Below are 25,714 nucleotides of genomic sequence, written 5' to 3'. Positions count from 1 at the left end.
TCCGACCCGGTTCTTAATTCAAAACTGGCGCATCTTTTATCATATTTTGCCGTCCTGGTTGAGCTCGCCGACCAACTTTTCTCGCAATTGCGTCTGTTCCTGTTCACTTAATGGCCGATCTTCGCTGTTGGTCAGGCTGAAGAAGTCCTCTACCCGCTCGCCGATGGTGGTGATCTTGGCGGCGTGCAGGTTCAGGCCCAGGCGGCTGAACACGGCGCCGATGCGGGCCAGCAGACCGGGGGTGTCGAGCGCCACCAGTTCCATCAGGGTGCGTTTGGTCAGCCGCTGGGGTTGCAGGAAATTCACCTGGGTGCGCACGTCGAACTCCCGGTGCCGGCGTGAGGGCGGCCGTATCCGGATGGCCGGCGGCGTGGTGTCGAGCAGCGCCTCGCTCAGGCTGTGGCAAAGATCGCTGAGCCGGTCGCCGCTGACCGGCTGGCCGTCCGGCTCGAGCACGATGAAGGTATCCAGGGCGTAGCCGTCCTTGGAAGTCATGATCTGGGCGTCGTGGATATTGAGGTTCTTCTGATCCAGGGCCGCCGCCACCCGGCCGAACAGATTGGGCGAGTCGGGGCTGTAGATGAACAGCTCGCTGCCGCCCCGGCCCGGCTGCTGGCTGATCTGCACCAGGGGCCGGTTGCTGTCGCCATGGGCCAGGATATGGCGGCTGTGCCAGGCGATCTGCTCCGGGGTGTGGCGCAGGAAATAGTCGGCGGTAAAGCGTGCCCACAGCGGCTTGACCCGCTCATAGGGGGTGTCCAGCTGCTCCAGCAGCTGGCGCGCCTGCAGCTTGTTCTCGCGGATGCGCAGGCGCAGGTCGGGCGGGTTCTCCAGGCCCAGGCGCAGCGCCTTCTGGGTGACGAAGTAGAGCTCGCGCAGCAGGCTGCCTTTCCAGTCGTTCCACAGGTGATCGTTGGTGGCGCAGATGTCCGCCACCGTCAGGCAATAGAGGTAGTCCAGCCGCAGCTCGTCCCGCACCTGGGTGGCGAATTCGCGGATCACGTCCGGGTCGTAGATGTCCCGGCGCTGGGCGGTGACCGACATCAACAGGTGCTGGCGCACCAGCCAGGACACCAGGCGGGCATCGGACTTGTCCAGATCGTGCTGCAGGCAAAAGGCCAGCGCGTCCTCGGCACCCAGCTCCGAGTGATCGCCGCCCCGGCCCTTGGCGATGTCGTGGAACAGGGCGGCGAGGTAGAGCAGTTCCGGTTTGCGCAAGCGGCTGCTGATCTCGTGGCACAGGGGGTGGCTGCGCCTGCCGCCGGGTTCGCGGAACAGGTAGATGTTCTTCAGCAGCCGGTGGGTATGCTCGTCCACCGGGTAGGCGTGGAACATGTCGAACTGCATCTGGCCCACTATCTTGCTCCACTGGGGAAAGTAGGCGGCCAGGATGCCATAGCGGTGCATCAGGGTCAGGGCCAGATCGCAGCCCCGGGGGTGGCGCATCAGCATCATGAACAGCCGGCGGCAGTCGGCCCGCTCGCACAGGAAGCCGGACAGCCGGCGGCGGGCGTCGCGCAGCTGGCGCAGGGTGGTGGAATAGATGCCGCTGATCTGGGGGTGGGCGGCGATCTGGTAGAACAGCCGCAGTATGGCGGCGGGCTCCTGTTTGAACAGATCCGGCCTGACCACGTCGATCAGCCGGCCGCGCAGGCGGAACTCGGGGGTGAGCATGCGCACGTCCATGGCGATATGGCCGAGGATGGCCTCGTCGAACAGCTGCAGCAGCATTTCGTTGAGCTCGGCCACCCGCCGCACCGTCTGGTAGAAGCGCTTCATCATCTGTTCTATCGGCTCGTTGCCGTCGCCGGCGAAGCCCAGGGCGGTGGCCACCGCCCGCTGGCGGTCGAACAGCAGCCGGTTGTCGGAGCGGCGGATCACCATGTGCAGGGCGAAGCGCAGCTTCCACAGGAAGTTCTGGCAATCGAGCAGCTCCCGGTATTCGGCCCGGCTCAGGAAACCGTGGCTGACCATTTCGCTCAGGGTGGCGGCACCGAAGTGGCGGCGGGCGACCCAGCTGATGGTCTGGATATCGCGCAGGCCGCCCGGGCTGCTCTTGATGTCCGGCTCCAGCTTGTAGCTGGTGTCCTGGTACTGGTGGTGGCGGGCCTCCTGTTCCTTGCGTTTGGCCTCGAAAAAGGCCTGGCTGGGCCAGAACCGTTCCGGTGCCGTGGCCCGGGTGAGGGCGGCGAAGGTATCGTAGCAGCCGGTGATGAGGCGGGCCTCGATCAGGTTGGTGGCCACGGTGATGTCTTTTTCCCCTTCCTCCACGCATTCGGCCACCGAGCGCACGCTGTGACCCACTTCCAGGTGCAGATCCCACAGCAGGGTGATAAAGCTGCCGATACGCTCACCCAGCTCCGGAGTGGCGGGGCTGTGGCTCAGGATCAGCAGGTCGATATCGGAAGAGGGGTGCAGCTCGCCACGGCCGTAACCGCCCACCGCCACCAGGGCCAGCTCGGGATCCTGATCCAGGCCGTGCCGCCGCCACAGCCCGGTGAGCAGTTGGTCCATGTGCTGGGAGCGGGTGGCCACCAGCTCCATGATGTCGTCGCCGGCATTGAAGCGCTGCTCCAGCCAGTCCTGCAGGTGGGCGAGAATTTCCTTGCACTTGGCGAGGCTGAGCTGGTCGGGGGTAAGCAGGGCCGGGGCGAGCAGGTTGGCATCCATAAGGCGGTGACTTCCTTCGTCTTCAGGGGGTGGAGTTAAGTTAGCAAAGTCGGCCCCGGGGGGAAAGGCCATCAGTCCGTCGAGACCAGGCGGCAGGGCAGGGCCAGCTCGGCGATGGGACGGCCCTGCTCGATCTGGGCCAGCAACTGGCGGGCAGCGGCGGTGCCGGCCTGGGGATAGCCGAGATCGACACTGGCCACGGCCGGAAACAGAAAGCGCAGCAACTCGTTGTTGCCGATGCCGGTGAGGGTCGCTGCTTTGCCGCTCTGCTGCAGGTACTTGGCGGCGCCCAGGGCCAGGGTGTCGCTGGCGCACACCAGGGCATCGGTATCGGCCTGTTCCTTCAGCAGCAGGCGGGCCGCTTCCAGCCCGGCCTGGTGTGACAAGCCGCCCAGCCGGTAATGCGGCGCAATGTCCTGTGCCCGGCAAAAATCGAGATAGGCCTCCAGGCGCTGCTGTCCGGTGGTGCTGTCCCGCAGCTCCACGCCGACATAGGCCGGGCGGCGCACGCCCTGCCGCCACAGGTGCTCCAGCATCAGCCCGATGGCGCCCTTGTCGTCGTAGCAGACCGACGAAAATCCCGGGTAGCGGCGGGCCATCACCACCAGCTTGTCTTGCCAGTCGGCCTGCCCGTCCAGCGCCAGGCCGCTAAAGGCGAACAGGATGGCGCCGTCGGCCTGGCGCAGCCGCAGCCAGTTGAGGTGCTCCGCTACCTTGTCGCTGCTGAAGCCGGACTCCATCAGCAGCACCTCGTAGCCGGCCTGCTCCAGTACCTGCAGCATGGCGCGCACCGCCTGGTGTTCGGAGGCGGAGTCCAGGCGCGAGACGATGACCCCCACCACCTGCTGGCGCTGGGTGCGCATGGCGCGGGCCGAGGGGGAGGGGGCATAGCCGGCCTCGGCGATGATCTGCTCTACCCTGTGGCGCGTTTCCGGCTTGACCTTGGGATCCTGGTTCAGCACCCGGGAGACGGTGGTGGTGCCCACCCCGGCCAGCCGGGCAATATCGGAAATCGTCAGGCGTTTTTTCATCATGGTCGTCAACTTGCTCGAGGTAGCGGGATTGTGCCCTAAGTGTGAGCGCTTGCACAAAATGGTATCGATACCATTTTGTTTTCGTGGAATAAGGGTACACTGCGCGGTATCGATTCCACTGTTAAGGAAAACCCCATGAGCCAGAGCAAAAGCCAGGAAATGGCGACCCTGATTGAACATATCGGCGGCAAGGGCAACATAGCGGCGGTCAGCCACTGCCTGACCCGGCTGCGCTTCGTGCTGAACAACCCGGGGCAGGCCGACCTGAAGAAAATAGAGACCCTGGCGGCGGTCAAGGGCTGCTTCACCAATGCCGGCCAGTTCCAGGTGGTGATCGGCACCAATGTGGACGGCTACTATCAGGCGCTGAACGCCCTGCTCGGCCAGGAGGGGCAGGGCAAGGAGCAGGCCAAGCTGGCGGCCCGGCAGAACATGAGTGCCTGGGAGCGGGCCATTTCCCACCTGGCGGAGATCTTCGTACCGCTGCTGCCGGCCATCATCACCGGCGGCCTGATCCTGGGCTTTCGCAACCTGATCGGCGATATCGCCCTGTTCGACGGCCGGACCCTGACCCAGGTCAGCCCCTTCTGGGCCGAGGTGCACTCCTTCCTCTGGCTGATCGGCGAGGCTATCTTCTTCTTCCTGCCGGTGGGGGTATGCTGGTCCACGGTACAGAAGATGGGGGGCACGCCCATCCTCGGCATAGTGCTGGGGGTGACCCTGGTCTCGCCCCAGCTGATGAACGCCTACCTGATCGGCCAGCAGGCGCCGGAGATCTGGGATCTGGGTTTCTTCGCGATCGAGAAGGTCGGCTACCAGGCCCAGGTGATCCCCGCCATGCTGGCCGGGGTGGCGCTGGCGATGATTGAGCTCCGGCTGAAGAAATGGGTGCCGGACTACCTCTATCTGGTGATAGTGCCCTTCGTCTCCCTGCTGGTGGCGGTGACCCTGGCCCATACCCTGATCGGTCCCTTCGGCCGCCTGCTGGGGGATGGCGTGGCCTTGGTCGCCAGGGCGGCGATGACCGGCGACTTCGCCCCCATAGGGGCGGCCCTGTTCGGCTTCTTCTACGCGCCTTTGGTGATCACCGGTATCCACCACACCACCAACGCGGTGGATCTGCAGCTGATGCAGAGCATGGGCGGCACCCCGATCTGGCCGCTGATCGCCCTGTCCAATATCGCCCAGGCCTCCGCCGTGGTGGGTATCATCTGGGTCAGCAAGAAGGCCAACGAGCGGGAGATATCGGTGCCGGCAGCCATTTCCGCCTACCTGGGGGTGACCGAGCCGGCCATGTACGGCATCAACCTCAAGTACAAGTTTCCCATGCTCTGCGCCATGACCGGCTCCGCCCTGGCGGCCCTGCTGTGCGGCCTGTCCGGGGTTCTGGCCAACGGCATCGGGGTGGGTGGCCTGCCGGGCATCCTCTCCATCCAGCCCCGCTACTGGCTAGTCTACCTGCTGGCCATGGCCATCGCCGTGGTGGTGCCCATGCTGCTGACGGTGCTGATGTACCAGCGCCGGCAACGGGCCGGGGTGGCCCTGGGCTGAGGCTATCGCAGGCCCGGCGCGACACCTGCCCGGGCCCTTTCTACCAAGATGGAACCAAGAGCACACAGATGAACAAAGAAGAGCAGTACGGCCAGTGGTGGCATAGCGGCGTTATCTACCAGATCTACCCCAAGTCCTTCTACGACTCGGGAGACAGGGGCAGCGGCGATCTGCGCGGGGTGATCGACAAGCTCGACTACCTGGCCGATCTCGGGGTGGACGCCATCTGGCTGACGCCGGTGTACGTCTCGCCCCAGGTGGACAACGGCTACGACATCGCCGACTACTACCGGATCGATCCGGCCTACGGCACCATGGCCGACTTCGAGCGACTGCTGGCCGAGGCCCACCGGCGCGGTATCCGGCTGATCATGGATCTGGTGGTCAACCATACCTCCACCGCCCATCCTTGGTTCCAGGCCGCCATCGCCGATCCGGCCGGCCCCTACCGGGACTTTTACATCTGGCGCGACGGCTGCGACGGCGGCCCCCCCAACAACTGGCAGTCCAAGTTCGGCGGCAGCGCCTGGCAACGGGACGCCGCCTCGGGCCAGTACTACCTGCACCTGTTCGCGGCGGAGCAGGCGGATCTGAACTGGGAAAACCCCGGGGTGCGGCAGGAGGTGAACAATATCGTCCGCTTCTGGGCCGGCAAGGGCGTCGACGGGCTGCGCCTGGACGTGATCAACCTGATCTCCAAGGATCAGGCCTTTCCCGATGATGAGCGGGGCGACGGGCGGCGCTTCTACACCGACGGTCCCCGGGTCCACGAGTTCCTGCACGAACTCAACCGGACGGTGTTCGCCCCGAACGGCATGATGACGGTGGGGGAGATGTCCTCCACCAGCCTGGTCCACTGCCAGCGTTACTCGAGTCCGGACAGCGAGGAGCTGTCCATGGTGTTCAACTTCCACCACCTCAAGGTGGACTACCCGGACGGCGACAAGTGGCGGCTGGCGCCACCGGATTTCGTCGAGCTCAAGCGGCTGTTCAGCGAGTGGCAGCAGGGCCTGCACGGGCGCGGCTGGAACGCCCTGTTCTGGTGCAACCACGATCAGCCGCGCATCCTGTCCCGCTTCGGCGACGAGGGGGAATTCCGGGAGCGCTCCGCCAAGATGCTGGCCACGGTGCTGCACCTGATGCAGGGCACTCCTTATATCTACCAGGGGGAAGAGATCGGCATGCCCAACCCGGGCTATGAGCGTATCGGGCAGTATGCCGACGTGGAAAGCCGCAATATGTACCGGATCCTGCGCGAGCGGGGCCTCGCCGAAGAAGAGGTGATGGCGATACTGGCGGCCCGCTCCCGGGACAATGCCCGCTCACCCATGCAGTGGGACGACGGCGAGCGGGCCGGTTTTACCCGCGGCACGCCCTGGCTGGCGCCGGGTGCGAGCAAGGACCGGGTGAACGTGGCGGCGGCGCAGGCGGATCCGGCGTCGGTGTTTTACCACTACCGGCGGCTGATCCGGCTGCGCAAGCGGCACCCGGTGATAGTGCGTGGCGACTACCGGGATCTGCTGCCCGAGCACCCGTCCATCTGGTGCTACCAGCGGGATGACGGGGAGCGGCGGCTACTGGTGGTGGCCAACCTGGGGCGGGAGGAGCAGGCGTTCGCGCCGCCGGCGCTGGCGCCCTGGCGCCGGGCCGAGTTGCTGGTCGATAACACCGGCACGGCTCCGGCCGCCCCCTGTGCCCTACGGCTGGCGCCCTACCAGTGTCAGGCCTGGCTGCTGGAATAGCCTTATTCGACGATGACGGCGGTGCCGCTGGCGGAGACCATCAGCATGCCGTTGTTCTGGCCCAGTACTTCGTAGTCCAGGTCGATGCCGACCACCGCGTTGGCGCCCAGGGCCCGGGCTTTCTGCTCCAGCTCCTGCAGGGCGAGATCCCGGGCCCGCTGCAGCTCCCGCTCGTAGGTGGCGGAGCGGCCGCCCACCAGGTCGCGGATGTTGGCGAACAGATCCTTGAACAGGTTGGCGCCGAGGATGGCCTCGCCGGCCACTACGCCGCAGTACTTGCGGATGCGCTTGCCTTCGATGGAAGGCGTTGTGGTCATGTCCATGGGGACTCCTAGAGGGTGTTCTTCTGCTTAAGCAGATCGCGGATTTCGGTCAGCAGCTGCTCTTCCTTCGATGGCGCGGGCGGGGCTGCGGGGCTGGCTTCTTCCTTGCGCTTGAGCCGGTTGATGACCTTGATCACCATGAAGATGGCGAAGGCCACTATGGTGAAGTCCAGCACCGTCTGAATAAAACTGCCGTAGGACAGGGTCACCGCCGGTGCCCCTCCCACCGCCTCCTTCAGCACGATGGCCAGGTCGGAAAAATCGACGCCGCCGATCAGCACCCCTATGGGTGGCATGATGACGTCGTTGACCAGGGAGGAGACTATCTTGCCGAAGGCGGCACCGATGATGATGCCCACCGCCATGTCCACCACGTTGCCCTTGACGGCAAACTCCTTGAACTCTTTGATTATGTTCATTTAATACCACCACTGAAATAGAAATGCCAAAGGTGGATCAAGTTTAGGTGGGCCTGGCCGCGAGGGGGTAGGGGAGCCGGGAAATATTCATCTGTATCCCCCTGATACGAAGAAAGGCGCCTGGGCGCCTTGGGTATAAGAGATACTGTGTATCCAGTGCTGTTATTATGCCGGCTGGCCTTCGGGCACTATGCTGGTCGCATGGTTGCCTTTCGGTCCTTCCTGTATTTCGTATCGAACGACCTGGCCCGCTTTCAGGGTTCTGTAGCCATCCATCTGGATGGTTGAAAAATGTGCGAACACATCCTCACCACCTTCTTCCGGACAGATAAACCCAAATCCCTTTGCGTTGTTAAACCACTTCACCGTACCGGTTGCCATACTTCTGCATCCTTTTTGCTCAAACATCCTAAACAACATTGAGTAATCGGCAGCTGCCAATTATAACTACAGGCGATTTCCCGCCGGATGCGGTAACCATGGGCCAGTGCCAAACGGCAATCAATGCCAATGATTACCAATCAACCACTCTAGTCTAACTTTGGGGGTAGTCAAGCATTTGTTTCTTATCGGAAACACCGATTTATAGAGGCTATTGACAGCGCCAGCTTAAGCGGTAGTGTGAAGGAAAGGCTAAAGAACCGTTCCTGATACCAGAGAGGTTTTACCGCCATCGGCAGCATCCTGGCCGGCGGATGAAAGAGAGGAGCCTCGAGGGAGGCGCCGACTTCTGTAGCACGATTCGGAACAGTGATTTAGAGTAAATATATGAGCAGGAGAACACAGCAGAGCGTCGGTGATCGGGTCAAAGAGGCGGAAGAAACTGCGCTGCAGCCCCCTCCTATGTACAAGGTCATCTTGAATAACGACGATTACACCCCCATGGATTTTGTCGTGGAGGTGCTGCAAAAATTCTTTGCTATGGATGTGGACAAGGCCACGCAGGTGATGCTGGCGGTACATTACCAGGGGAAAGGGGTCTGCGGTCTGTTTACCGCGGAAATTGCAGAAACCAAGGTAGCGCAAGTGAACAAGTTTGCCCGTACGCACGAACATCCGCTGTTGTGCACTATGGAGCAGGCATGAGTAAACACCCGCCGCAACGGGACACCGCAGTTTTTTAGGGGAGGTGCCTATGTTGAACAAAGACCTTGAGAGCACGTTGAATGATGCGTTCAACGAAGCCCGTCGCGCCCGTCACGAGTTTATGACGGTGGAGCACCTGTTACTCGCCCTGTTGGATAACCCATCGGCCAAAGAGGCCCTGGCTGCCTGTGGTGCCGATGTCGAACAGTTGCGCCGAGAAACCCACACTTTTATCGAACAAACCACGCCACTGATCCCGGTCGGGGACGACGAGCTCGAAACCCAGCCTACCCTCGGTTTCCAGCGGGTGCTGCAACGGGCGGTGTTTCATGTGCAGTCCTCCGGCAACGCCGAGGTCACCGGCGCCAATGTGCTGGTGGCCATCTTCAGCGAGCAGGAGTCCCAGGCGGCTTACCTGCTGAAAAAGGCTCAGGTCAGCCGGCTGGATGTGGTCAACTTCCTGTCCCACGGCATTCGCAAGGATGGTCAGCAGGAAGAAGCGCCCTCCTCCCAGCAACAGGAGGAGAACACCGAGGAAGCCGCCAACAACCAGACCGAAGGTTTCGTCATCAACCTCAACCAGTGGGTGAAGGAGGGCCGCATCGACCCGCTGATCGGGCGGGATCAGGAGCTCAACCGCACCATCCAGGTATTGTGCCGCCGGCGCAAGAACAACCCGTTGCTGGTGGGCGAGGCCGGGGTGGGCAAGACCGCCATCGCCGAAGGCCTGGCCTATCGCATCGTGCATCAGGATGTGCCGGAGATCATCGCCGGCAGCACCATCTACTCGCTGGACATGGGCTCCCTGCTGGCGGGCACCAAGTACCGCGGTGATTTCGAAAAGCGCTTCAAGGCGCTGCTCAAGCAGTTTGAAAAACAGAAAGGCGCCATCCTGTTCATAGATGAAATCCATACCATCATCGGCGCCGGGGCCGCATCCGGCGGCCAGCTGGATGCGGCCAACCTGTTGAAACCGTTATTATCCAGCGGCCAGATCCGGTGCGTGGGTTCGACCACCTACCAGGAATACAGCCAGATTTTCGAAAAGGATCGGGCGCTGGCCCGTCGTTTCCAGAAGATCGATATTCTGGAGCCTTCGGTGGACGATACCACCAAGATATTGCTGGGGCTGAAGAGTCGGTACGAGTCGCACCATGACGTCCGCTATACCGCCAAGGCGATCCGGGCCGCCGCCGAGCTGGCGGCCAAGTACATCAACGATCGCCACCTGCCGGACAAGGCTATCGACGTGATCGATGAGGCCGGTGCCCAGGTACGGATGCTGCCGCCGTCCAAGCGCAAGAAAACCATAGGCGTGGGCGATATCGAGGCCATCGTCGCCAAGATTGCCCGTATCCCGGAGAAGTCCGTGTCCAGCTCCGATAAGGAGGCCCTGAAAAACCTCGAGCCCAACCTCAAGATGGTGGTGTTCGGGCAGGATAAGGCCATCGAAGTGCTGACCGACGCCATCCGCCTCAGCCGTTCCGGCCTCGGCAACGAGAAGCGGCCCATCGGCTCCTTCCTCTTCGCCGGCCCGACCGGGGTGGGCAAGACCGAGGTCACCCAGCAACTGGCGCGTATCCTCGGTATCGAGCTTATCCGCTTCGACATGTCCGAGTACATGGAATCCCACACCGTGTCCCGGTTGATCGGGGCGCCTCCCGGCTACGTGGGTTTCGATCAGGGCGGCCTGCTCACCGATGCGGTGCTCAAGCATCCCCATGCGGTGGTGCTGCTCGATGAGATCGAGAAGGCGCACCAGGACGTGTTCAACCTGCTGCTGCAGGTGATGGACAACGGCACCCTCACCGACAACAACGGCCGCAAGGCGGACTTCCGCAATGTGATCCTGGTGATGACCACCAATGCCGGGGTGCAGGAAACGGTGCGCAAGTCCATCGGCTTCCAGCAGCAGGATCACAGCCACGACGCCATGACGGAAATCAACCGGACCTTTGCGCCCGAATTCCGCAACCGGCTCGACCATATCATCTGGTTCAACCATCTGGATATGGACATCATCCACCGGGTGGTGGACAAGTTTATCGTCGAGCTGCAGGCCCAGCTGGATGCCAAGGGGGTATCGATGGAGGTGAGCGAACAGGCCCGGCACTGGCTGGCCGAGAAAGGCTACGACAGATCCATGGGCGCGCGTCCCATGGGACGGGTGATTCAGGAGCAGCTGAAAAAGCCGCTGGCCAACGAGTTGCTGTTTGGCGAACTGGTCGGTGGCGGCTCGGTGAAAGTCACGCTCGAGGACGACAAGCTGCACTTTGATTATCAATCAGAAGCGTCGCTGGCCCATTGAGCCATTGCCTTCGGGCAAGCGCCGCGATGCCCGGGATCCTAACAGGCCCCGGGCATCGTTTTATCCAAGAGCAGCAGGCCTGACGGAATGGGGAAAATGATTTGCAAAAAGAATACAGCTGACGATATCGGCAGCCGTCTGCAAGGTCGGGGTGACTGACGCTGGGATTAACGAGCGCGGAAGACGATGCGTCCTTTTGACAGATCGTAGGGGGTCAGTTGGACAGTGACCTTGTCACCGGTCAGGATACGGATGTAGTTTTTACGCATCTTGCCGGAGATGTGAGCGGTGACCACGTGGCCATTTTCCAGCTCAACGCGAAACATGGTGTTGGGCAAGGTTTCCAGGATGGTTCCCTGCATTTCAATACTGTCTTCTTTAGCCATTGAGTCCTCTTGTTAGCGCAGGCAATAAAAACGGCAGGGATCATGCCGGATTTCGCCCCTTGTGTAAAGTTTACGCTCAGTCTTTCATCGTCTGCCACTGGCCGGCGATCAGGCGCTGGTGGGGGCGGAAATGCTGTTTATAATTCATTTTCTTGCAACCATCGACCTGGTAGCCGAGGTACAGCCACTCCTTGCCCAAGTCGCCTGCCAGGCGGAGCTGGCTCAGTATGGCGAAGGTGCCGAGTGATCTGTGCTCCAGTACCGGATCGTAAAAGGTATACATGGCGCTGAGGGCACCGCTGAGCAGATCGGTCACCGCCACCGCCACCAGCCGATGCTCCAGGTGAAATTCCACAAACACCGGCGGCAGCCAGTGGCAGAGCAAGAAACCGTCGTACTGCTGGCGGCTGGCCGGGTACATGGCGCCGTCTCTGTGCCGTTCGTTGATATAGCGCTGGTAAAGCCGGAAGTAGTCGGGCTTGTCCTGTTCACTCAGGCTGACGCTGATGTCCTGGTTCTGGCGCAGGATGCGTTTCTGGCTGCGGCTGGGGACAAAGTGCTGCACATCGATGCGCAGGGACTCGCAGGCCCGGCAGGACTGGCAATGGGGGCGATAAATATCGGAGCCGCTGCGGCGAAAGCCGGCACTGAGCAGTTGTTCATAGCCCTCGGGGCAGAGCAGCTCCTTATCGAGCAATACCAGCAGCTGCTCCTGTCGTCCCGGCAGATAGCTGCACAGATGCTTGGGTGTCAGCCCCACCTTCAGATTTACTTCCCTCATAATACCAGCTCACCCGGTTGCCAGCAGGATTGTGCCAACGATTGTTGTTGCAGCTCTTTGAGTTTACGTAAAAAACGCAGCCGCGGCCAGGTGATGACCCCCAGGCTCAGCAAATGGGAGTTGGGTAACTGGCAGTCGACAAGTGCCCCGCCATGGCGGGAGAAATGCCGGCACAGGCCGAGCATGGCGAGCTTGGAGCCGTTATCGACCCGATGAAACATCGATTCACCGCAAAATAATTTACCGATGCCGATACCGTAAAGCCCGGCCACCAGTTGCTCATCTCGCCAGACTTCTATCGAATGGGCCTGGCCCTGGTGATGCAACCGGCAGTAAGCCTGTTCGATGCCGGGTGTGATCCAGGTGCCTTCACGTCCCTCCCGCAGCTGGCGGCAGTGGCGGATCACCTGTTCGAAGGCGGTATTGATGGTCAGGCGATAATGCCCGCGACGGGCCAGTTTGGCCAGGCTACGGCTGACATGGAGCCGGCTCGGCTCCAGTACCGCCCGCGGGTCGGGCGACCACCATAACAAGGGCTGGCTCTGATCGAACCAGGGAAAGATGCCCATGCGATAGGCCAGCAGCAGTCGTTCCGGGCTCAGATCCCCGCCTATGGCCAACAAGCCATTGGGTTCTTCCAGGGCGAGCTCCGGATCCGGAAACCAGAGTCGATCATCAAGCAGGGTCAGCATCATGGCTCCTGAAATCAGTCCTGCTCGAGCTCAAGCCAGTCCTTGCCGGTTTTTTCTTCGATATAGTCACGAATAAATTGCCGCACCTTTTGCGATGGGGTCACGTCTTCCTGGGCGCAGAGTTGTTCAAACAGCGCCTTTTTCCTGGGATCGATCAACAGGGTCAGGCGAGCGGTCCGTTGTTCCATGGTACCTCCGACGAGATCAAGCATGTTAATCATATTAACATTGAATGTATAAGTGATGAGAATATAATCACTATATTATTCTAATACAGCTCGCCGCCGGAGGAGAGCCATGTCACACCGTGCCCACCTGTTTTCTTTGCGTATAGGCCATGCCCTGCGCGAAAGTTGTCTACAGGAGCCCTACGGCCGCCGCCGTCTGCTGCGGGATGTGTTGGCCGGGATCACGGTGGGCATTATCGCCATACCGCTGGCCATGGCACTGGCCATTGCCAGCGGGGTGGCGCCCCAGTATGGCCTCTATACCGCCATCATCGCCGGCTTTGTGATTGCCCTGACCGGGGGCTCCCGCCTGAGCATTTCCGGCCCCACCGCCGCCTTTGTGGTGATCCTCTATCCCATCGCCCAGCAATACGGCCTGGGCGGCTTGTTGCTGGCCACCGCCCTGTCCGGTGTCCTGCTGATCGGCATGGCGTTGCTGCGCCTGGGGCGGCTGATTGAATATATTCCCGAGCCGGTCACCTTGGGCTTCACCGGCGGTATCGCCGTGGTCATCGCCACCCTGCAGCTGAAGGATTTTTTCGGACTTTCGCTGACGGCCTTGCCCGAGCACTACCTGGGCAAGGTGGCGACCCTGGCCGGCCACCTGCCCGGGTGGCACTGGCCCAGCTTGCTGATTGCGGTGTTGACGCTGGCGATGCTGCTGCTCTGGCCCCGCCTGAAAACCGGGGTGCCGGCGCACCTGCCGGCGGTGATCCTGGCCAGCCTTGCCACCTGGTGGCTGAACCGGTATGGCCTGGACATCGATACCATCAGCAGCCGTTTCAGTTACCTGCTACCCGATGGCAGCAGTGGCCAGGGCATTCCCCCGGTATTGCCGGAGTTTGTCTGGCCCTGGCGGCAAGCGGGACCGGAGGGCGGGCCATTGGTGCTGAGCTGGGCCCTGCTGCGCGATCTGTTGCCGGCGGCCTTTGCCATCGCCATGCTGGGGGCGATCGAATCGTTGCTGTGTGCCGTGGTCCTGGACGGCATGACCGGCAAACGGCACAGTGCCAACAGCGAACTGCTGGGGCAGGGCATCGGCAACCTGGTCACCCCTTTTTTCGGTGGCATCACCGCCACCGCCGCCATCGCCCGCTCGGCTGCCAACTTCAAGGCCGGCGCCGAGTCGCCGGTAGCGGCCATGGTGCATGCGCTGGTGGTGCTGGCCGGCCTGGTGCTGCTGGCGCCCTGGCTGGCCTGGCTGCCGATGCCGGCGATGGCCGCCCTGCTGATGGTGGTGGCCTGGAACATGAGCGAAGCCCATAAGGCGGTACATTTGCTGAAAACCGCCCCGGCAGGCGACATCCTGGTGTTCCTCACCTGTTTCTCACTGACCATAGTGTTCGATATGGTGCTGGCCATCACTGTGGGGGTGCTGGTGGCGGCGGTGCTGTTCGTGCGGGAGATAGCGGAGATGACCCGGGTGACCGATATTTCCGGCCAACGTCGCCTGCTCGAGTCCCCCTTGCCGGCGGGCTGGTCGGTATTCAAGATCAACGGCCCGCTGTTTTTTGCCGCCGCCGAACGGGTCTTCGGGGAGTTGGCCGGCATGATGCAGGCACGTAAAGGCATCGTCCTTTACCTGGATGGGGTGGCGATTCTCGATGCGGGAGGGCTGGCGGCGCTGACCAAGTTTATCGAGCAATGCAAGAGAGAGCGGGTCAGGGTGGTGATTGCGGATCTGCAGTACCAGCCGCTGAAGACCCTGGCCAGGGCCAGGTTTCAGCCCATTCCCGGCGTGCTGGCGTTTTATCCGACCCTGAGGGAGGCGCTGGATGCCCTGGGGGAAGAACAGAAGGCTCCGCAAGAGCAGAGCCTTCCCGCCAAGCTGAGTGCCGGAGCCCCGGAGCAGGCTCCGGGATAAGGGGGCTGGGGGTTACTTGCCCAGGCCGTCCAGGTAACGCTCGGCGTCGAGGGCGGCCATGCAGCCGGTGCCGGCGGAGGTGATGGCCTGGCGATAGACATGGTCCATTACATCGCCGGCGGCGAAGACGCCGGTGATGCTGGTCTGGGTAGCGTTGCCGTGCAGGCCGGACTGCACCTTGAGGTAGCCGTTTTCCATCTCCAGCTGTCCTTCGAAGATCTGGGTATTGGGCTGGTGGCCGATGGCGATAAAGACACCGGCGACGTCGAGTTGCTCGGTGGCGTCGCTGCGGGTGTCTTTCAGGCGGATACCGGTCACGCCCATCTGATCCCCCAGCACTTCGTCCAGGGTGCGATCGGTATGCAGCACTATGTTGCCGTTATTGACCTTGTCCATCAGCCGATCGATCAGGATTTTCTCGGAGCGGAACTGGTCACGACGGTGCACCAGGTGGACTTCGGCGGCGATATTGGCCAGGTACAGGGCTTCTTCCACGGCGGTATTGCCACCGCCGACCACGGCCACTTTCTGATTGCGGTAGAAAAAGCCGTCGCAGGTGGCGCAGGCCGATACGCCCCGGCCCTGGAAGGCCTCTTCGGAGGGCAGGCCCAGGTACTTGGCGGAGGCGCCGGTGGCGATGATCAGGGCATCACAGGTGTACTCACCGTTGTCACCCTTGAGCCGGAAGGGGCGCTGAGTGAGTTCAACCTCGTTGATGTGGTCAAACAGGATTTCGGTTTCGAAGCGCTCAGCGTGCTCTTTCATGCGTTCCATCAAGGCCGGCCCGGTCAGACCTTCCGCGTCGCCCGGCCAGTTTTCCACATCGGTAGTGGTGGTCAGCTGGCCCCCCTGTTGGATGCCGGTGACCAATACCGGGTTCAGGTTGGCCCGGGCCGCGTAGACGGCAGCGGTGTACCCTGCAGGGCCGGAACCCAGAATAAGCAATTTGGCGTGTTTGGCTTGGCTCATTTGTCTCTCCAACCTTGGCAAATAGGCAGATAAAAGTGAAGCCGATTGTAGGGGATAGCCCTAATGGAATAAAGCGTAAGAAAACGATTGTTGCAATCGGCTCCAAGCCCGACACGGCACGGCGAGAAGGCGACCTCCGCAATCGAAGCGTTATAACGAATAGTTATGCAATATAACCAGGCGGATCCCGGGTGGTCCAAAAAATGTTTGCATGCCAGACAAATCACCATGAACTAGGATTTTGCTGCGAGTGTATCAGGCATAGTCTCGGTACCGGTGAGTATTTGCAGCGATTTTGTCTGTCTCGTCCTCGAGATATGGTTGCTAAGGATATTTGCAGGCAAAATCGCCAGTACTCGGCGTAAAAATTTAATTTTTATGGTCGCTATGTATAGAATACAAACATATGTGCTACCCGTTTGTTTTTTGTCATGCTAAGCTATCGGGCATTAACAATGTATATATAATCGTTTTTTTTGGTTTTTTATTTACTCGTGGCAGTTTGTCGGGTGCCCAAGCCGGCCTCCTCCATCCGGTCGTGCGTTCAGATGGGGGAACGCGTCAGCCTAAAGGCATGTTGCGCAAAGGCATGGTTTTGTGCCATAAAAGTCTAATGTTCATAGTGGAATGTATCGAAAATGAGTCAAAGGATGGATGAAGTACTGGATGCGAACAACCGGCCGGCGAAAGAGCTGGACCGCATCGATCGCAACATACTCAATGAGCTTCAACAAGACGGACGTATCTCCAACGTGGAGCTGTCCAAACGGGTCGGCCTGAGCCCGACGCCCTGCCTCGAACGGGTTCGTCGGCTGGAACGCCAAGGCTATATCGAAGGCTATACCGCTATTCTCAATCCTCAGTTTCTGGATGCGTCCTTGCTGGTATTCGTGGAGATTACCCTTAACCGTGGTACCCCGGATGTGTTCGACGAGTTCAACGATGCGGTGCAGAAGCTGGAAGAGATCCAGGAATGTCACCTGGTGTCCGGTGATTTTGACTACCTTCTGAAAACCCGGGTAGCGGACATGTCTGCCTATCGCAAACTGTTGGGCGAAACCCTGTTGCGTCTGCCTGGAGTGAACGATACCCGTACCTATGTGGTGATGGAAGAGGTCAAGCAGAGCAATCGCCTGGTGATAAACACCCGATAAGCTGTGCTAATCTGCCCGGCTCTGGTATTTTTATACCGGGTGGGGGCTCGATGTCGAACCTGTACCTGCGAGCGGCCCTTGGCCGCTCGTTTGTCGTTTGGGGCCTGACGACTTTTCCTGTCGCAGTTTTTAGATAGCATGACACAACAATAAAGAACGAGGAGCGGGCGTTTGGCGGAGAAAAAGCTGTTTACTCCCATGTCTGGTTTACAGCGTCTGTTTGAGGCCGGATTGATCATCATTATTTTACTGGCGATCTTTATGATGTTATCGCTGGTGTCTTACCATCCCTCGGATCCGGGTTGGTCGCAAACCGCATGGGGCGGGGAGATCAGCAACGCCGCCGGCCCCGCCGGTGCCTGGCTGGCGGACATCCTGTTGTTCGTGTTCGGTTTCTCCGCCTATCTGGTGCCGCCGTTCATGGTGTTTTTTGGCTGGGTCACCCTGTGGCGGCCCAAAGGCCTGACCGAGATCTGCTACCTGACCCTGAGCCTGCGTATCATCGGTTTCCTGATGCTGCTGCTCAGCCTGCTGGCATTGGCCAGCATGAATGTGGGCAATATCTATTACTTTTCCTCCGGCGGCCTTATCGGTGACATGCTGGCGGCGGTCATGAATTCGATATTTGGCTCCCTGGGCGCCACCTTGATGCTGTTGTGCGGCTTTGCCACCGGCGTGACTTTCTTTACCGGCTGGTCCTGGCTGTTGATCGTCGAGCGGCTGGGTGCCGCCGTGCTGGAGTTGCCGAGCTGGCTGCCTTCGGCCCCCGGCCGCCTGGTTGCCTGGCTGGTCGAGCGTGCGCGACGCCGACAGCATTCTGACAACGGGGGGCGGACGCGGCCGGAGCCGGAAACCCAGGCCCCCCTGAACCAAGCCTCTTCCGAATCGGGTTTTGTCGGCTGGCGTCGTTTCAAAGATCGGCTGGGGCGAGGGGATGATCACGATGAGTCCTGGGAGGGCATACCGGAAGATCCCCTGCTGGCGCCGGTTCCGGCCGCGGTGGAAAGGCGCCCTGTACTGCAGAAAAAAGCACCGCCGGTGCGTTCCTCGGTCCGTAAAGAGCCGGTCCTGGGCATGGCTGCACCAGCAGACGAGGCCATGGTCACCATCGCCGAAGCCCATGGCTGGACCCTGGACGATGACGACGAGGAGCTGGAGCTGCCCTGGCTGAATGACGAGCCGGTGCCGGGTGCGGGGCATCAGACACCGCCAGCCCCCTTGTCACCGGTGCCTGCGCCAGCCCCTGCGCCGGCCCGGCCGCGCAAGCCCGATTTGACGCCCCTGCCGCCGGTAGAACTGCTGGACAAGCCCAGGCCCAAGCAGCATTCGGTAAGCGAAGGCGAGCTGGAACGCATCGCCCGCCTGGTAGAAGCCAAGCTGGCCGACTATAACGTGCAGGCCAATGTGGTCGGCGTTTATCCGGGACCGGTGATCACCCGCTTCGAGCTGGATCTGGCGCCGGGGGTCAAGGTCAGCAAGATCACCAACCTGGCCCGGGACCTGGCCCGCTCCCTGTCCGCCATCAGCGTGCGGGTGGTGGAGGTGATCCCCGGCAAGCCCTATGTGGGACTGGAGCTGCCCAATACCCGGCGGGAGACCGTTTACCTGCGTGAGGTGCTGGACAGCGACGCCTTCCGCCGCAGTGAGCACCCGCTCACCCTGGTGCTGGGCCAGGATATCGCCGGCGAGCCGGTGGTGGTCAACCTGGCCAAGATGCCCCACGTGCTGGTGGCGGGCACCACCGGTTCGGGCAAGTCGGTGGGGGTCAACGTCATGATTCTGTCGATGCTGTACAAGGCCACGCCGGAAGACGTGCGCTTTATCATGATCGATCCCAAGATGCTGGAGCTGTCGGTGTACGAGGGCATTCCACATCTGCTGACCGAAGTGGTGACCGACATGAAGGAGGCGGCCAACGCCCTGCGCTGGTGCGTGGGCGAGATGGAGCGCCGCTACCGGCTGATGTCGGCCATGGGCGTGCGCAACCTCAAGGGCTTCAACACCAAGGTGCAGGACGCCATCGACGCCGGCGAACCCTTGCGTGACCCCCTGTGGCAGCCGACCCAGTCGATGGACACCTATCCGCCGGCCCTGGAGAAGCTGCCCCACATCGTGGTGGTGATCGACGAGTTCGCCGACATGATGATGATCGTCGGCAAGAAGGTGGAGGAGCTGATCGCCCGTATCGCCCAGAAGGCGCGGGCGGCCGGCATCCACCTGATACTGGCGACCCAGCGGCCCTCGGTGGACGTGATCACTGGCCTGATCAAGGCCAACATCCCCACCCGGATGTCGTTCCAGGTGTCGAGCAAGATAGACTCGCGCACCATCCTCGACCAGCAGGGCGCCGAGTCGCTGCTGGGCATGGGCGACATGCTCTACCTGCCGGCCGGTGACAGCAACCCGACCCGGGTACACGGCGCCTTCGTCGACGACCACGAGGTGCACCGGGTGGTGGCCGCCTGGAAGGAGCGGGGCGAGCCCGACTATATCGAGGATATCCTGAGCGGTGACGTGGGCGCCGATGGCCTGCTGCCCGGGGAAGCGGCGGAAGGGAGCGATGACGAGCTGGATCCCTTGTTCGACGAAGCGGTGGCTTTTGTCGTAGAGAGTCGCCGTGGCTCTACCTCCAGTGTGCAGCGCAAGTTCAAAATAGGCTACAACAGGGCTGCCCGCATCATCGAGCAGATGGAGCACCAGGGCATCGTCAGCCCTGCGGGTGGAAACGGTCAACGTGAAGTGCTGGCGCCTCCGCCGGCCAGGGAGTAATGAATGAGAAAATTGGCAACCCTAGGGGTCTTGCTGTGGTCGGTCAGTGCCGTGGCGCTGGCGGATGCCAGGGCCGAGCTGCAGCAGAAGCTGGCGGCTTTCGAGCGTTTTTCCGCCGATTTCAGCCAGCAGGTGTTCGATGAGGGAGGCAAGCCGATGCAAACGGCCGAAGGCACCATGCAGCTGGCGCGACCCGATCGCTTTCGCTGGCATACGGCCTCGCCCGACGAGAGTCTGATTGTCTCCAACGGCACCGATGTGTGGATGTTCGATCCCTTCGTGGAACAGGTCAGCATAGTGCCCCTGGAGCAGGCGGTACAGAATACGCCTTTCCTGTTGATTGCGGGCGGTGACGGCCGCCGCTGGCAGCAGTATGAGGTCGCCCGGCGAGGCGCCGAGTATGTGGTGACCAGCAAGGATCCGAGCGAGCTTGTGAAGCAATTCAGCCTGCGTTTCGACGGTGCCAATCGCATCGAACGCTTTACCGTGCTCGAGTCCGGTGGTCAGCGCAGTGAATTCAGTCTGCGCAACATCAATACCGCGCCGGTCACCGCGGCCGATACTTTCCAGTTCACGCCGCCGGCCGGGGTGATGATCGACGACCAGCGTTAAGAAAAAGTCAGCAGAGGCAGTGATAAGCGGTAAGCTGTCGGCTTACCGCTTTGCTTTATGGGAGAATGACGGGATGAGTACCCTGAGCCTGGATTTCGAGCAGGACGACTTTCGTCCCCTGGCGGCGCGGATGCGCCCCGCCCGGCTGGAGCAGTATCTGGGCCAGCAGCATATACTGGGGCCGGGCAAGCCGCTGCGCCGGGCGCTGGAGGCGGGGCATTGCCATTCGATGATCCTCTGGGGGCCGCCGGGCACCGGCAAGACCACCCTGGCCGAACTGGTGGCCGCATACTGCGACGCCCAGGTGGAGCGGGTGTCGGCGGTTACCTCCGGGGTCAAGGAGATCCGTGCCGCCATCGAGCGGGCGCGGGAGCACAAGCTGGCCGGGCGACGCACCATCCTCTTCGTGGACGAGGTACACCGTTTCAACAAGTCCCAGCAGGACGCTTTCCTGCCCCATATCGAGGACGGCACCGTCACCTTTATCGGCGCTACCACCGAGAACCCCTCCTTCGAACTCAACAACGCCCTGCTGTCCCGGGCCCGGGTCTATCTGCTCAAACGGCTGGAAACGGCCGAGGTGGAGGCGATGATCGAACAGGCCCTGCACGATGAGCGGGGCCTGGGCGGCCAGGCCATCGAGCTGGCGCACGGCGTGCAGCGGGCCCTGGCCGAGCTGGTGGACGGGGACGGCCGCAAGGCACTCAACTACCTGGAGCTGCTGGCGGACATGGCCGAGGAGCGGGAGGGGCTGCGCCGGATAGACAAGGCGCTGCTGGCGGACGTCACCGGCGAGCGGCTGGCCCGCTTCGATAACCAGGGCGACCTCTATTACGATCTGATCTCGGCGGTGCACAAGTCGATCCGCGGCTCCAACCCGGATGCCGGCCTCTACTGGTACGCGCGCATGATCAGCGCCGGCTGTGATCCGCTCTATATCGCCCGCCGCTTGCTGGCCATCGCCTCGGAGGATGTCGGGTTAGCCGACCCCAGGGCCATGGAGGTGGCGCTGGCGGCCTGGGACTGCTTTACCCGGGTGGGTCCGGCGGAAGGGGAGCGGGCCATCGCCCAGGCCATCGTCTATCTCGCCTGCGCGCCCAAGAGCAATGCGCTCTATACCGCCTGGAAGGCGGCCTTGCAGGACGCGAGGGAACTGCCGGACTTCGAGGTGCCCATCCACCTGCGCAACGCCCCCACCAGGCTGATGAAGGAACTGGGCCACGGCGCCGAATACCGCTACGCCCACAACGAGCCCGGGGCCTATGCCGCCGGCGAGAGCTACCTGCCGGCGGCGCTGCAGGAACGGCGCTACTACCAGCCCAATGAACGGGGCTTCGAACAAAAGGTCAAGGCCAAGCTCGACTACCTCAAGGGCCTGGACGAACAGGCCGGCGGCCAGTTGGCCCCGGGCCGTCGAAGCTGATAAACTGAAGCCGACTTAGTGACTTCCGACCCTGCGTGTCATACGCATTACAAGCATCAAATAAGGTAACTCATGCTGGATCCCAAATACCTGCGCAGCGACATCGCCGACACGGCCGCGCGGCTGGCAAGCCGTGGTTTTACTCTGGACGTCGAGCTGTTCAACCGCCTCGAGGAAAAGCGGAAGTCTCTGCAATCCCGTACCCAGGAACTGCAGGCCGAACGCAATGCCCGCTCCAAGGCCATCGGCCAGGCGGCGCGCAGCGGCGAGGACATAGCCCCGCTGAAGGCGGCGGTGTCGCAAATCAACGATGAGCTGGATGTGTGCAAGGTCGAGCTGGACAAACTGCTGGCCGAGATCGAGGCTTTCTGTGCCGCCATTCCCAACCTGCCCCACGAATCGGTGCCGCCGGGCCGGGACGAAAATGACAACGTCATGGTACGCCACTGGGGCCAACCCTCCGAGCTCGGCTTCGAACCGAAAGACCATGTTGCCCTGGGCGAGGCCCTGGCCGGCCTGGACTTCAAGGGCGCGGTAAAGATTGCCGGCTCCCGCTTCGTGATCATGCAGGGGCAGATAGCCCGGCTGCACCGGGCCCTGGCCCAGTTCATGCTGGATCTGCACACCACCGAGCACGGCTACACCGAGTGCTATGTGCCTTACCTGGTGAACAGCGACAGCCTGTTCGGTACCGGCCAGTTGCCCAAGTTTTCCGCCGATCTCTTCCATACCGCCATCGAAGGCGAAGGGGACGAGGAAGGCAAGGTACGCCGTTTTTCCCTGATCCCCACCTCCGAAGTACCCTTGACCAACATCGGCCGGGACGAAATCTTCGAGGCGGATCAACTGCCGCTCAAATTCACCGCCCATACCCCCTGCTTCCGCTCCGAGGCGGGCTCCTACGGCCGGGATACCCGTGGCCTTATCCGCATGCACCAGTTCGACAAGGTGGAAATGGTACAACTGGTACATCCTGATACCTCCTGGGACGCGCTGGAAGAGATGGTGGGCCACGCCGAGAAGGTGCTGCAGAGCCTGTGCCTGCCCTATCGGGTGATGGCCCTGTGCACCGGTGACATGGGTTTCGGTGCCGCCAAGACCTACGATCTGGAAGTCTGGCTGCCCGCCCAGAACACCTACCGGGAGATTTCGTCCGTGTCCAACTGCGCCGATTTCCAGGCGCGCCGCATGCAGGCCCGGGTGCGCGGCACCGACGGCAAACCCCAGTTGCTGCATACCCTGAACGGCTCCGGCCTGGCGGTGGGCCGTACCCTGGTGGCGGTGCTGGAGAACTACCAGCAGGCCGACGGTCGCATCGCCGTACCCGAGGTGCTGCAGTCCTATATGGGCGGTCTGAAGTACATCGGCTGATCCCTTGACCGAGCCAATAAGCCGGGGCCATGGGCCCCGGTTTTTTTATTGGCGCACCAGGCGGCCGACCAGTTGCTGCAGCCGCGGAGCGCCCGCCAGGATCAGCATGAAGGCCACCGGCCAGGCGATATAGAAGGCCCGCCACCAGCGGGCGAGGAAGTCGCCGGCCAGGCCGGTGTTCACCCAGGTGATCACCCCGGTCATGATGCTCACCATGTAGAGGGACATCAGTACCGCGAACAGCAGTCGGGCATAGCGGGCAGGGAAAAGCATAAGGAGTCTCTTTATATTAGATTTTTCTTAATGTTGATTTTAACAGCTCGGCTCCCGGTTGGCATCCTCCCTGCCGGGCATCCCTGACCTCTTCCGGCATATTTACCCTTCTCTATCCTTTAAAAAATAGTTAATAAGTCTGAGAAAAATAAACATTTTGGCATCATATTTCGTTGATGACAGAAAATACCAGTGTATAATCCGTCGCCTGTTTGATTGGGTTTAGCATTTACGTTCAATTTTGGTGGCAAGACTGGTTTTTTTGTCTCGTTAATCCTTTATTTTCGGTTGCTTGACCTGTTTTACGACCATGCTGATGGAGAAAAAGACATGACGTCCCGTTCAACCGACTACAACGGCAGTCCATCCGGGAACGAAGCCCAGGAACCAAAAAAGGGCGCCTTCACCCGTTTCCTTGACACAGTGGAATGGCTGGGCAACCTGCTGCCCCATCCCATCACCCTGTTCGCCATCTTCTGTGGCGTCATCCTGGTGGCCTCCGGCATTGCCGGCTATTTCGAGGTCAGTGTGGCCGATCCCCGGCCCGAAGGCGCACCCGGCCGGGCCGCCGACGGCATGATCCAGGTGATAAGCCTGCTTAACGCCGAGGGCCTGTCCCGCATCGTCAGCAGCCTGGTGACCAATTTCACCGGCTTTGCCCCGCTTGGCACCGTGCTGGTGGCCCTGCTGGGGGTCGGTATCGCCGAGCACTCCGGGCTCTTGTCCGCCACCATGCGCGCCCTGGTGATGAACGCCTCCAAACGCATGGTTACCGTGACCATAGTGTTCGCCGGCATCGTCTCCAATACCGCCTCCGAGCTGGGCTACGTGGTGCTGATCCCGCTGGCGGCGATGATCTTCCACTCCCTGGGCCGCCATCCGCTGGCCGGCCTGGCCGCGGCGTTTGCCGGCGTGTCCGGCGGCTACAGCGCCAACCTGCTGCTGGGCACCGTGGATCCGCTGCTGTCGGGCATCACCCAGACCGCGGCCCGTATCATCGATCCCGACTATGTGGTGGGGCCCGAGGTCAACTGGTACTTCATGTTCGTCAGCACCTTCGTGATTTCGGCCCTGGGTGCCTTCGTCACCGAGAAAATCGTCGAGCCCAAGCTCGGCAAGTACCACAAGGACGATGCCGCCGTCGATCTCGATGCCGCCGATATGGGCAAGGTCACCGCGGCTGAAAAGCGGGCGCTGAAAGGGGCCGGCCTGGCCGCCCTGGTGGTCAGCGCCCTGCTAGCCCTGACCATAGTGCCGGAAAACGGCATACTGCGTCACCCGGTGACCGGCGCCGTGTCCGGCTCGCCCTTCCTGCAGGGTATAGTGGTGTTCATCTTCGTGTTCTTCGCCATCCCCGGTTATGTCTACGGCCGCATGATGGGCACCATGAAGAGCGATCGCGACGTGATCGATGCCATGTCCAAGAGCATGGGCTCCATGGGCATGTACATAGTGCTGGTGTTTTTCGCCGCCCAGTTCGTGGCCTTCTTCAGCTGGACCAACTTCGGTACCGTGATCGCGGTGCAGGGAGCTACCTTCCTGCAGAGCGTGGGCCTGACCGGGCCGGTACTGATGCTGTGCTTCATCCTGCTGTGCGGCTTCATCAACCTGATGATCGGCTCCGCCTCGGCCCAGTGGGCGGTGACGGCGCCCATCTTCGTGCCTATGCTGATGCTGGTGGGCTATGCTCCCGAGGCCATACAGGCGGCTTACCGTATCGGGGACTCGACCACCAATATCATCACGCCCATGATGAGCTACTTTGGCCTGATCATGGCGGTGGCGGCCCGTTACCAGAAGAACATGGGTATCGGCACCCTGATGGCGATGATGTTGCCGTACTCCATAGTGTTCATGGTCGGCTGGAGTGCACTCTTCTACCTCTGGGTATTCGTGTTCGGCCTGCCGGTCGGTCCGGGGGCGGCGACCTTCTATAGCGGTCTGTAACCCTTGCGGGGCCGGAGATGGAAATCCTCTCCGGCCCCTTGTCCATTCAGGGGATAGTTTGATATTGAATGAAATTTATCCGCTTTTTCTTCGCCTTTTGCCGGGCTCCTTTG

22 protein-coding genes are annotated in these 25,714 nt (G+C 61.7%); 11 read left to right on the top strand and 11 right to left on the bottom strand.

The genetic code is table 11. The annotated features are described in order from the left end of the window. Window positions 1–39 precede the first annotated feature (39 nt). Window positions 40–2,670 (bottom strand): bifunctional uridylyltransferase/uridylyl-removing protein GlnD, encoded by a 2,631-nt coding sequence (gene glnD / locus JKV55_RS13350; protein WP_202086322.1) that lies wholly within the window; start codon window positions 2,668–2,670, stop codon window positions 40–42. A gap of 71 nt (window positions 2,671–2,741) precedes the next feature. After that, a complete protein-coding gene (gene treR, locus JKV55_RS13345; protein ID WP_202086912.1) occupies window positions 2,742–3,701 on the bottom strand; it encodes a trehalose operon repressor TreR in 960 nt (319 codons plus the stop codon). Between the two features lie 138 nt (window positions 3,702–3,839). Here treR and treB point away from each other — a divergent pair, with 138 nt between their 5' ends. Both treB and treC read left to right on the top strand, forming a co-directional pair. Beyond that, window positions 3,840–5,255: a PTS trehalose transporter subunit IIBC gene (treB, locus tag JKV55_RS13340; RefSeq protein WP_202086320.1), complete on the top strand. Its 1,416-nt coding sequence runs from the start codon at window positions 3,840–3,842 to the stop codon at window positions 5,253–5,255. Window positions 5,256–5,323: 68 nt separating this feature from the next. After that, window positions 5,324–6,997: an alpha,alpha-phosphotrehalase gene (gene treC / locus JKV55_RS13335; RefSeq protein ID WP_202086318.1), complete on the top strand. Its 1,674-nt coding sequence runs from the start codon at window positions 5,324–5,326 to the stop codon at window positions 6,995–6,997. Between the two features lie 2 nt (window positions 6,998–6,999). On the opposite strand, the gene JKV55_RS13330 is transcribed toward treC, so the two are convergent. The 3 genes from JKV55_RS13330 to cspD all read right to left on the bottom strand — a co-directional run bounded on the left by JKV55_RS13330 (window position 7,000) and on the right by cspD (window position 8,120). Next, the gene (locus JKV55_RS13330) at window positions 7,000–7,320 is read right to left on the bottom strand and encodes a heavy metal-binding domain-containing protein (protein ID WP_202086307.1); all 321 of its coding nucleotides are present in this window, start codon (window positions 7,318–7,320) and stop codon (window positions 7,000–7,002) included. 8 nt (window positions 7,321–7,328) lie between these two features. Next, window positions 7,329–7,739 (bottom strand): large-conductance mechanosensitive channel protein MscL, encoded by a 411-nt coding sequence (gene mscL, locus JKV55_RS13325; RefSeq protein WP_202086305.1) that lies wholly within the window; start codon window positions 7,737–7,739, stop codon window positions 7,329–7,331. A gap of 165 nt (window positions 7,740–7,904) precedes the next feature. Continuing rightward, window positions 7,905–8,120, bottom strand: a complete 216-nt coding sequence (gene cspD / locus JKV55_RS13320; protein WP_202086302.1) for a cold shock domain-containing protein CspD — start codon at window positions 8,118–8,120, stop codon at window positions 7,905–7,907. 387 nt (window positions 8,121–8,507) lie between these two features. Between cspD and clpS the strand changes: the two genes are divergently transcribed. Together clpS and clpA are read left to right on the top strand one after the other, a co-directional pair. Then, complete coding sequence (gene clpS, locus JKV55_RS13315; protein WP_202086300.1) at window positions 8,508–8,825, top strand: ATP-dependent Clp protease adapter ClpS; 318 nt, start codon at window positions 8,508–8,510, stop codon at window positions 8,823–8,825. A gap of 49 nt (window positions 8,826–8,874) precedes the next feature. After that, window positions 8,875–11,133 carry an ATP-dependent Clp protease ATP-binding subunit ClpA gene (gene clpA / locus JKV55_RS13310; RefSeq protein ID WP_202086298.1) on the top strand — a complete coding sequence of 753 codons (2,259 nt, stop codon included), beginning with the start codon at window positions 8,875–8,877 and terminating at the stop codon, window positions 11,131–11,133. A 167-nt stretch (window positions 11,134–11,300) separates the two neighbouring features. Here the strand turns inward: clpA and infA are convergent, their stop codons facing one another. The 4 genes from infA to JKV55_RS13290 all read right to left on the bottom strand — a co-directional run bounded on the left by infA (window position 11,301) and on the right by JKV55_RS13290 (window position 13,180). After that, on the bottom strand, window positions 11,301–11,519 hold the full coding sequence (gene infA, locus JKV55_RS13305) for a translation initiation factor IF-1 (RefSeq protein ID WP_037439960.1): 219 nt from the start codon (window positions 11,517–11,519) through the stop codon (window positions 11,301–11,303). A 76-nt stretch (window positions 11,520–11,595) separates the two neighbouring features. Beyond that, window positions 11,596–12,303 (bottom strand): arginyltransferase, encoded by a 708-nt coding sequence (locus JKV55_RS13300; protein WP_202086911.1) that lies wholly within the window; start codon window positions 12,301–12,303, stop codon window positions 11,596–11,598. After that, the gene (aat, locus tag JKV55_RS13295; protein ID WP_202086296.1) at window positions 12,297–12,995 is read right to left on the bottom strand and encodes a leucyl/phenylalanyl-tRNA--protein transferase; all 699 of its coding nucleotides are present in this window, start codon (window positions 12,993–12,995) and stop codon (window positions 12,297–12,299) included. Before aat ends, JKV55_RS13300 begins: the two co-directional genes overlap by 7 nt. Before the next feature lie 11 nt (window positions 12,996–13,006). Beyond that, on the bottom strand, window positions 13,007–13,180 hold the full coding sequence (locus JKV55_RS13290; RefSeq protein ID WP_202086293.1) for a ribbon-helix-helix protein: 174 nt from the start codon (window positions 13,178–13,180) through the stop codon (window positions 13,007–13,009). A gap of 109 nt (window positions 13,181–13,289) precedes the next feature. Here JKV55_RS13290 and dauA point away from each other — a divergent pair, with 109 nt between their 5' ends. After that, entirely contained in the window at window positions 13,290–15,083 is a 1,794-nt protein-coding gene (gene dauA / locus JKV55_RS13285; protein WP_202086290.1) for a C4-dicarboxylic acid transporter DauA, read from the top strand. A 12-nt stretch (window positions 15,084–15,095) separates the two neighbouring features. Here the strand turns inward: dauA and trxB are convergent, their stop codons facing one another. Continuing rightward, complete coding sequence (trxB, locus tag JKV55_RS13280) at window positions 15,096–16,052, bottom strand: thioredoxin-disulfide reductase (protein WP_202086285.1); 957 nt, start codon at window positions 16,050–16,052, stop codon at window positions 15,096–15,098. A 650-nt stretch (window positions 16,053–16,702) separates the two neighbouring features. On the opposite strand from trxB, the gene lrp reads away from it, so the two are divergent. The 5 genes from lrp to serS all read left to right on the top strand — a co-directional run bounded on the left by lrp (window position 16,703) and on the right by serS (window position 23,381). Continuing rightward, on the top strand, window positions 16,703–17,206 hold the full coding sequence (gene lrp, locus JKV55_RS13275) for a leucine-responsive transcriptional regulator Lrp (RefSeq protein WP_202086282.1): 504 nt from the start codon (window positions 16,703–16,705) through the stop codon (window positions 17,204–17,206). Window positions 17,207–17,377: 171 nt separating this feature from the next. Continuing rightward, window positions 17,378–19,975 carry a DNA translocase FtsK gene (locus JKV55_RS13270; protein WP_304952624.1) on the top strand — a complete coding sequence of 866 codons (2,598 nt, stop codon included), beginning with the start codon at window positions 17,378–17,380 and terminating at the stop codon, window positions 19,973–19,975. Between the two features lie 3 nt (window positions 19,976–19,978). Continuing rightward, window positions 19,979–20,587: an outer membrane lipoprotein periplasmic chaperone LolA gene (gene lolA, locus JKV55_RS13265; protein ID WP_202086259.1), complete on the top strand. Its 609-nt coding sequence runs from the start codon at window positions 19,979–19,981 to the stop codon at window positions 20,585–20,587. A gap of 73 nt (window positions 20,588–20,660) precedes the next feature. Then, a complete protein-coding gene (locus JKV55_RS13260; protein ID WP_202086250.1) occupies window positions 20,661–22,010 on the top strand; it encodes a replication-associated recombination protein A in 1,350 nt (449 codons plus the stop codon). A 72-nt stretch (window positions 22,011–22,082) separates the two neighbouring features. Next, a complete protein-coding gene (serS, locus tag JKV55_RS13255; RefSeq protein ID WP_202086248.1) occupies window positions 22,083–23,381 on the top strand; it encodes a serine--tRNA ligase in 1,299 nt (432 codons plus the stop codon). A gap of 45 nt (window positions 23,382–23,426) precedes the next feature. Here serS and JKV55_RS13250 read toward each other — a convergent pair whose 3' ends face one another. After that, the gene (locus JKV55_RS13250) at window positions 23,427–23,654 is read right to left on the bottom strand and encodes a DUF2798 domain-containing protein (protein WP_202086246.1); all 228 of its coding nucleotides are present in this window, start codon (window positions 23,652–23,654) and stop codon (window positions 23,427–23,429) included. A gap of 330 nt (window positions 23,655–23,984) precedes the next feature. On the opposite strand from JKV55_RS13250, the gene JKV55_RS13245 reads away from it, so the two are divergent. Continuing rightward, window positions 23,985–25,601, top strand: a complete 1,617-nt coding sequence (locus tag JKV55_RS13245; RefSeq protein WP_202086244.1) for an AbgT family transporter — start codon at window positions 23,985–23,987, stop codon at window positions 25,599–25,601. Window positions 25,602–25,714: the final 113 nt, after the last annotated feature.

It is taken from the genome of Zobellella iuensis, assembly GCF_016746085.1.
In the GTDB taxonomy this organism is placed as follows: Bacteria; Pseudomonadota; Gammaproteobacteria; order Enterobacterales; family Aeromonadaceae; genus Oceanimonas; species Oceanimonas iuensis.
This window is presented reverse-complemented; position numbering and strand designations above follow the sequence as displayed.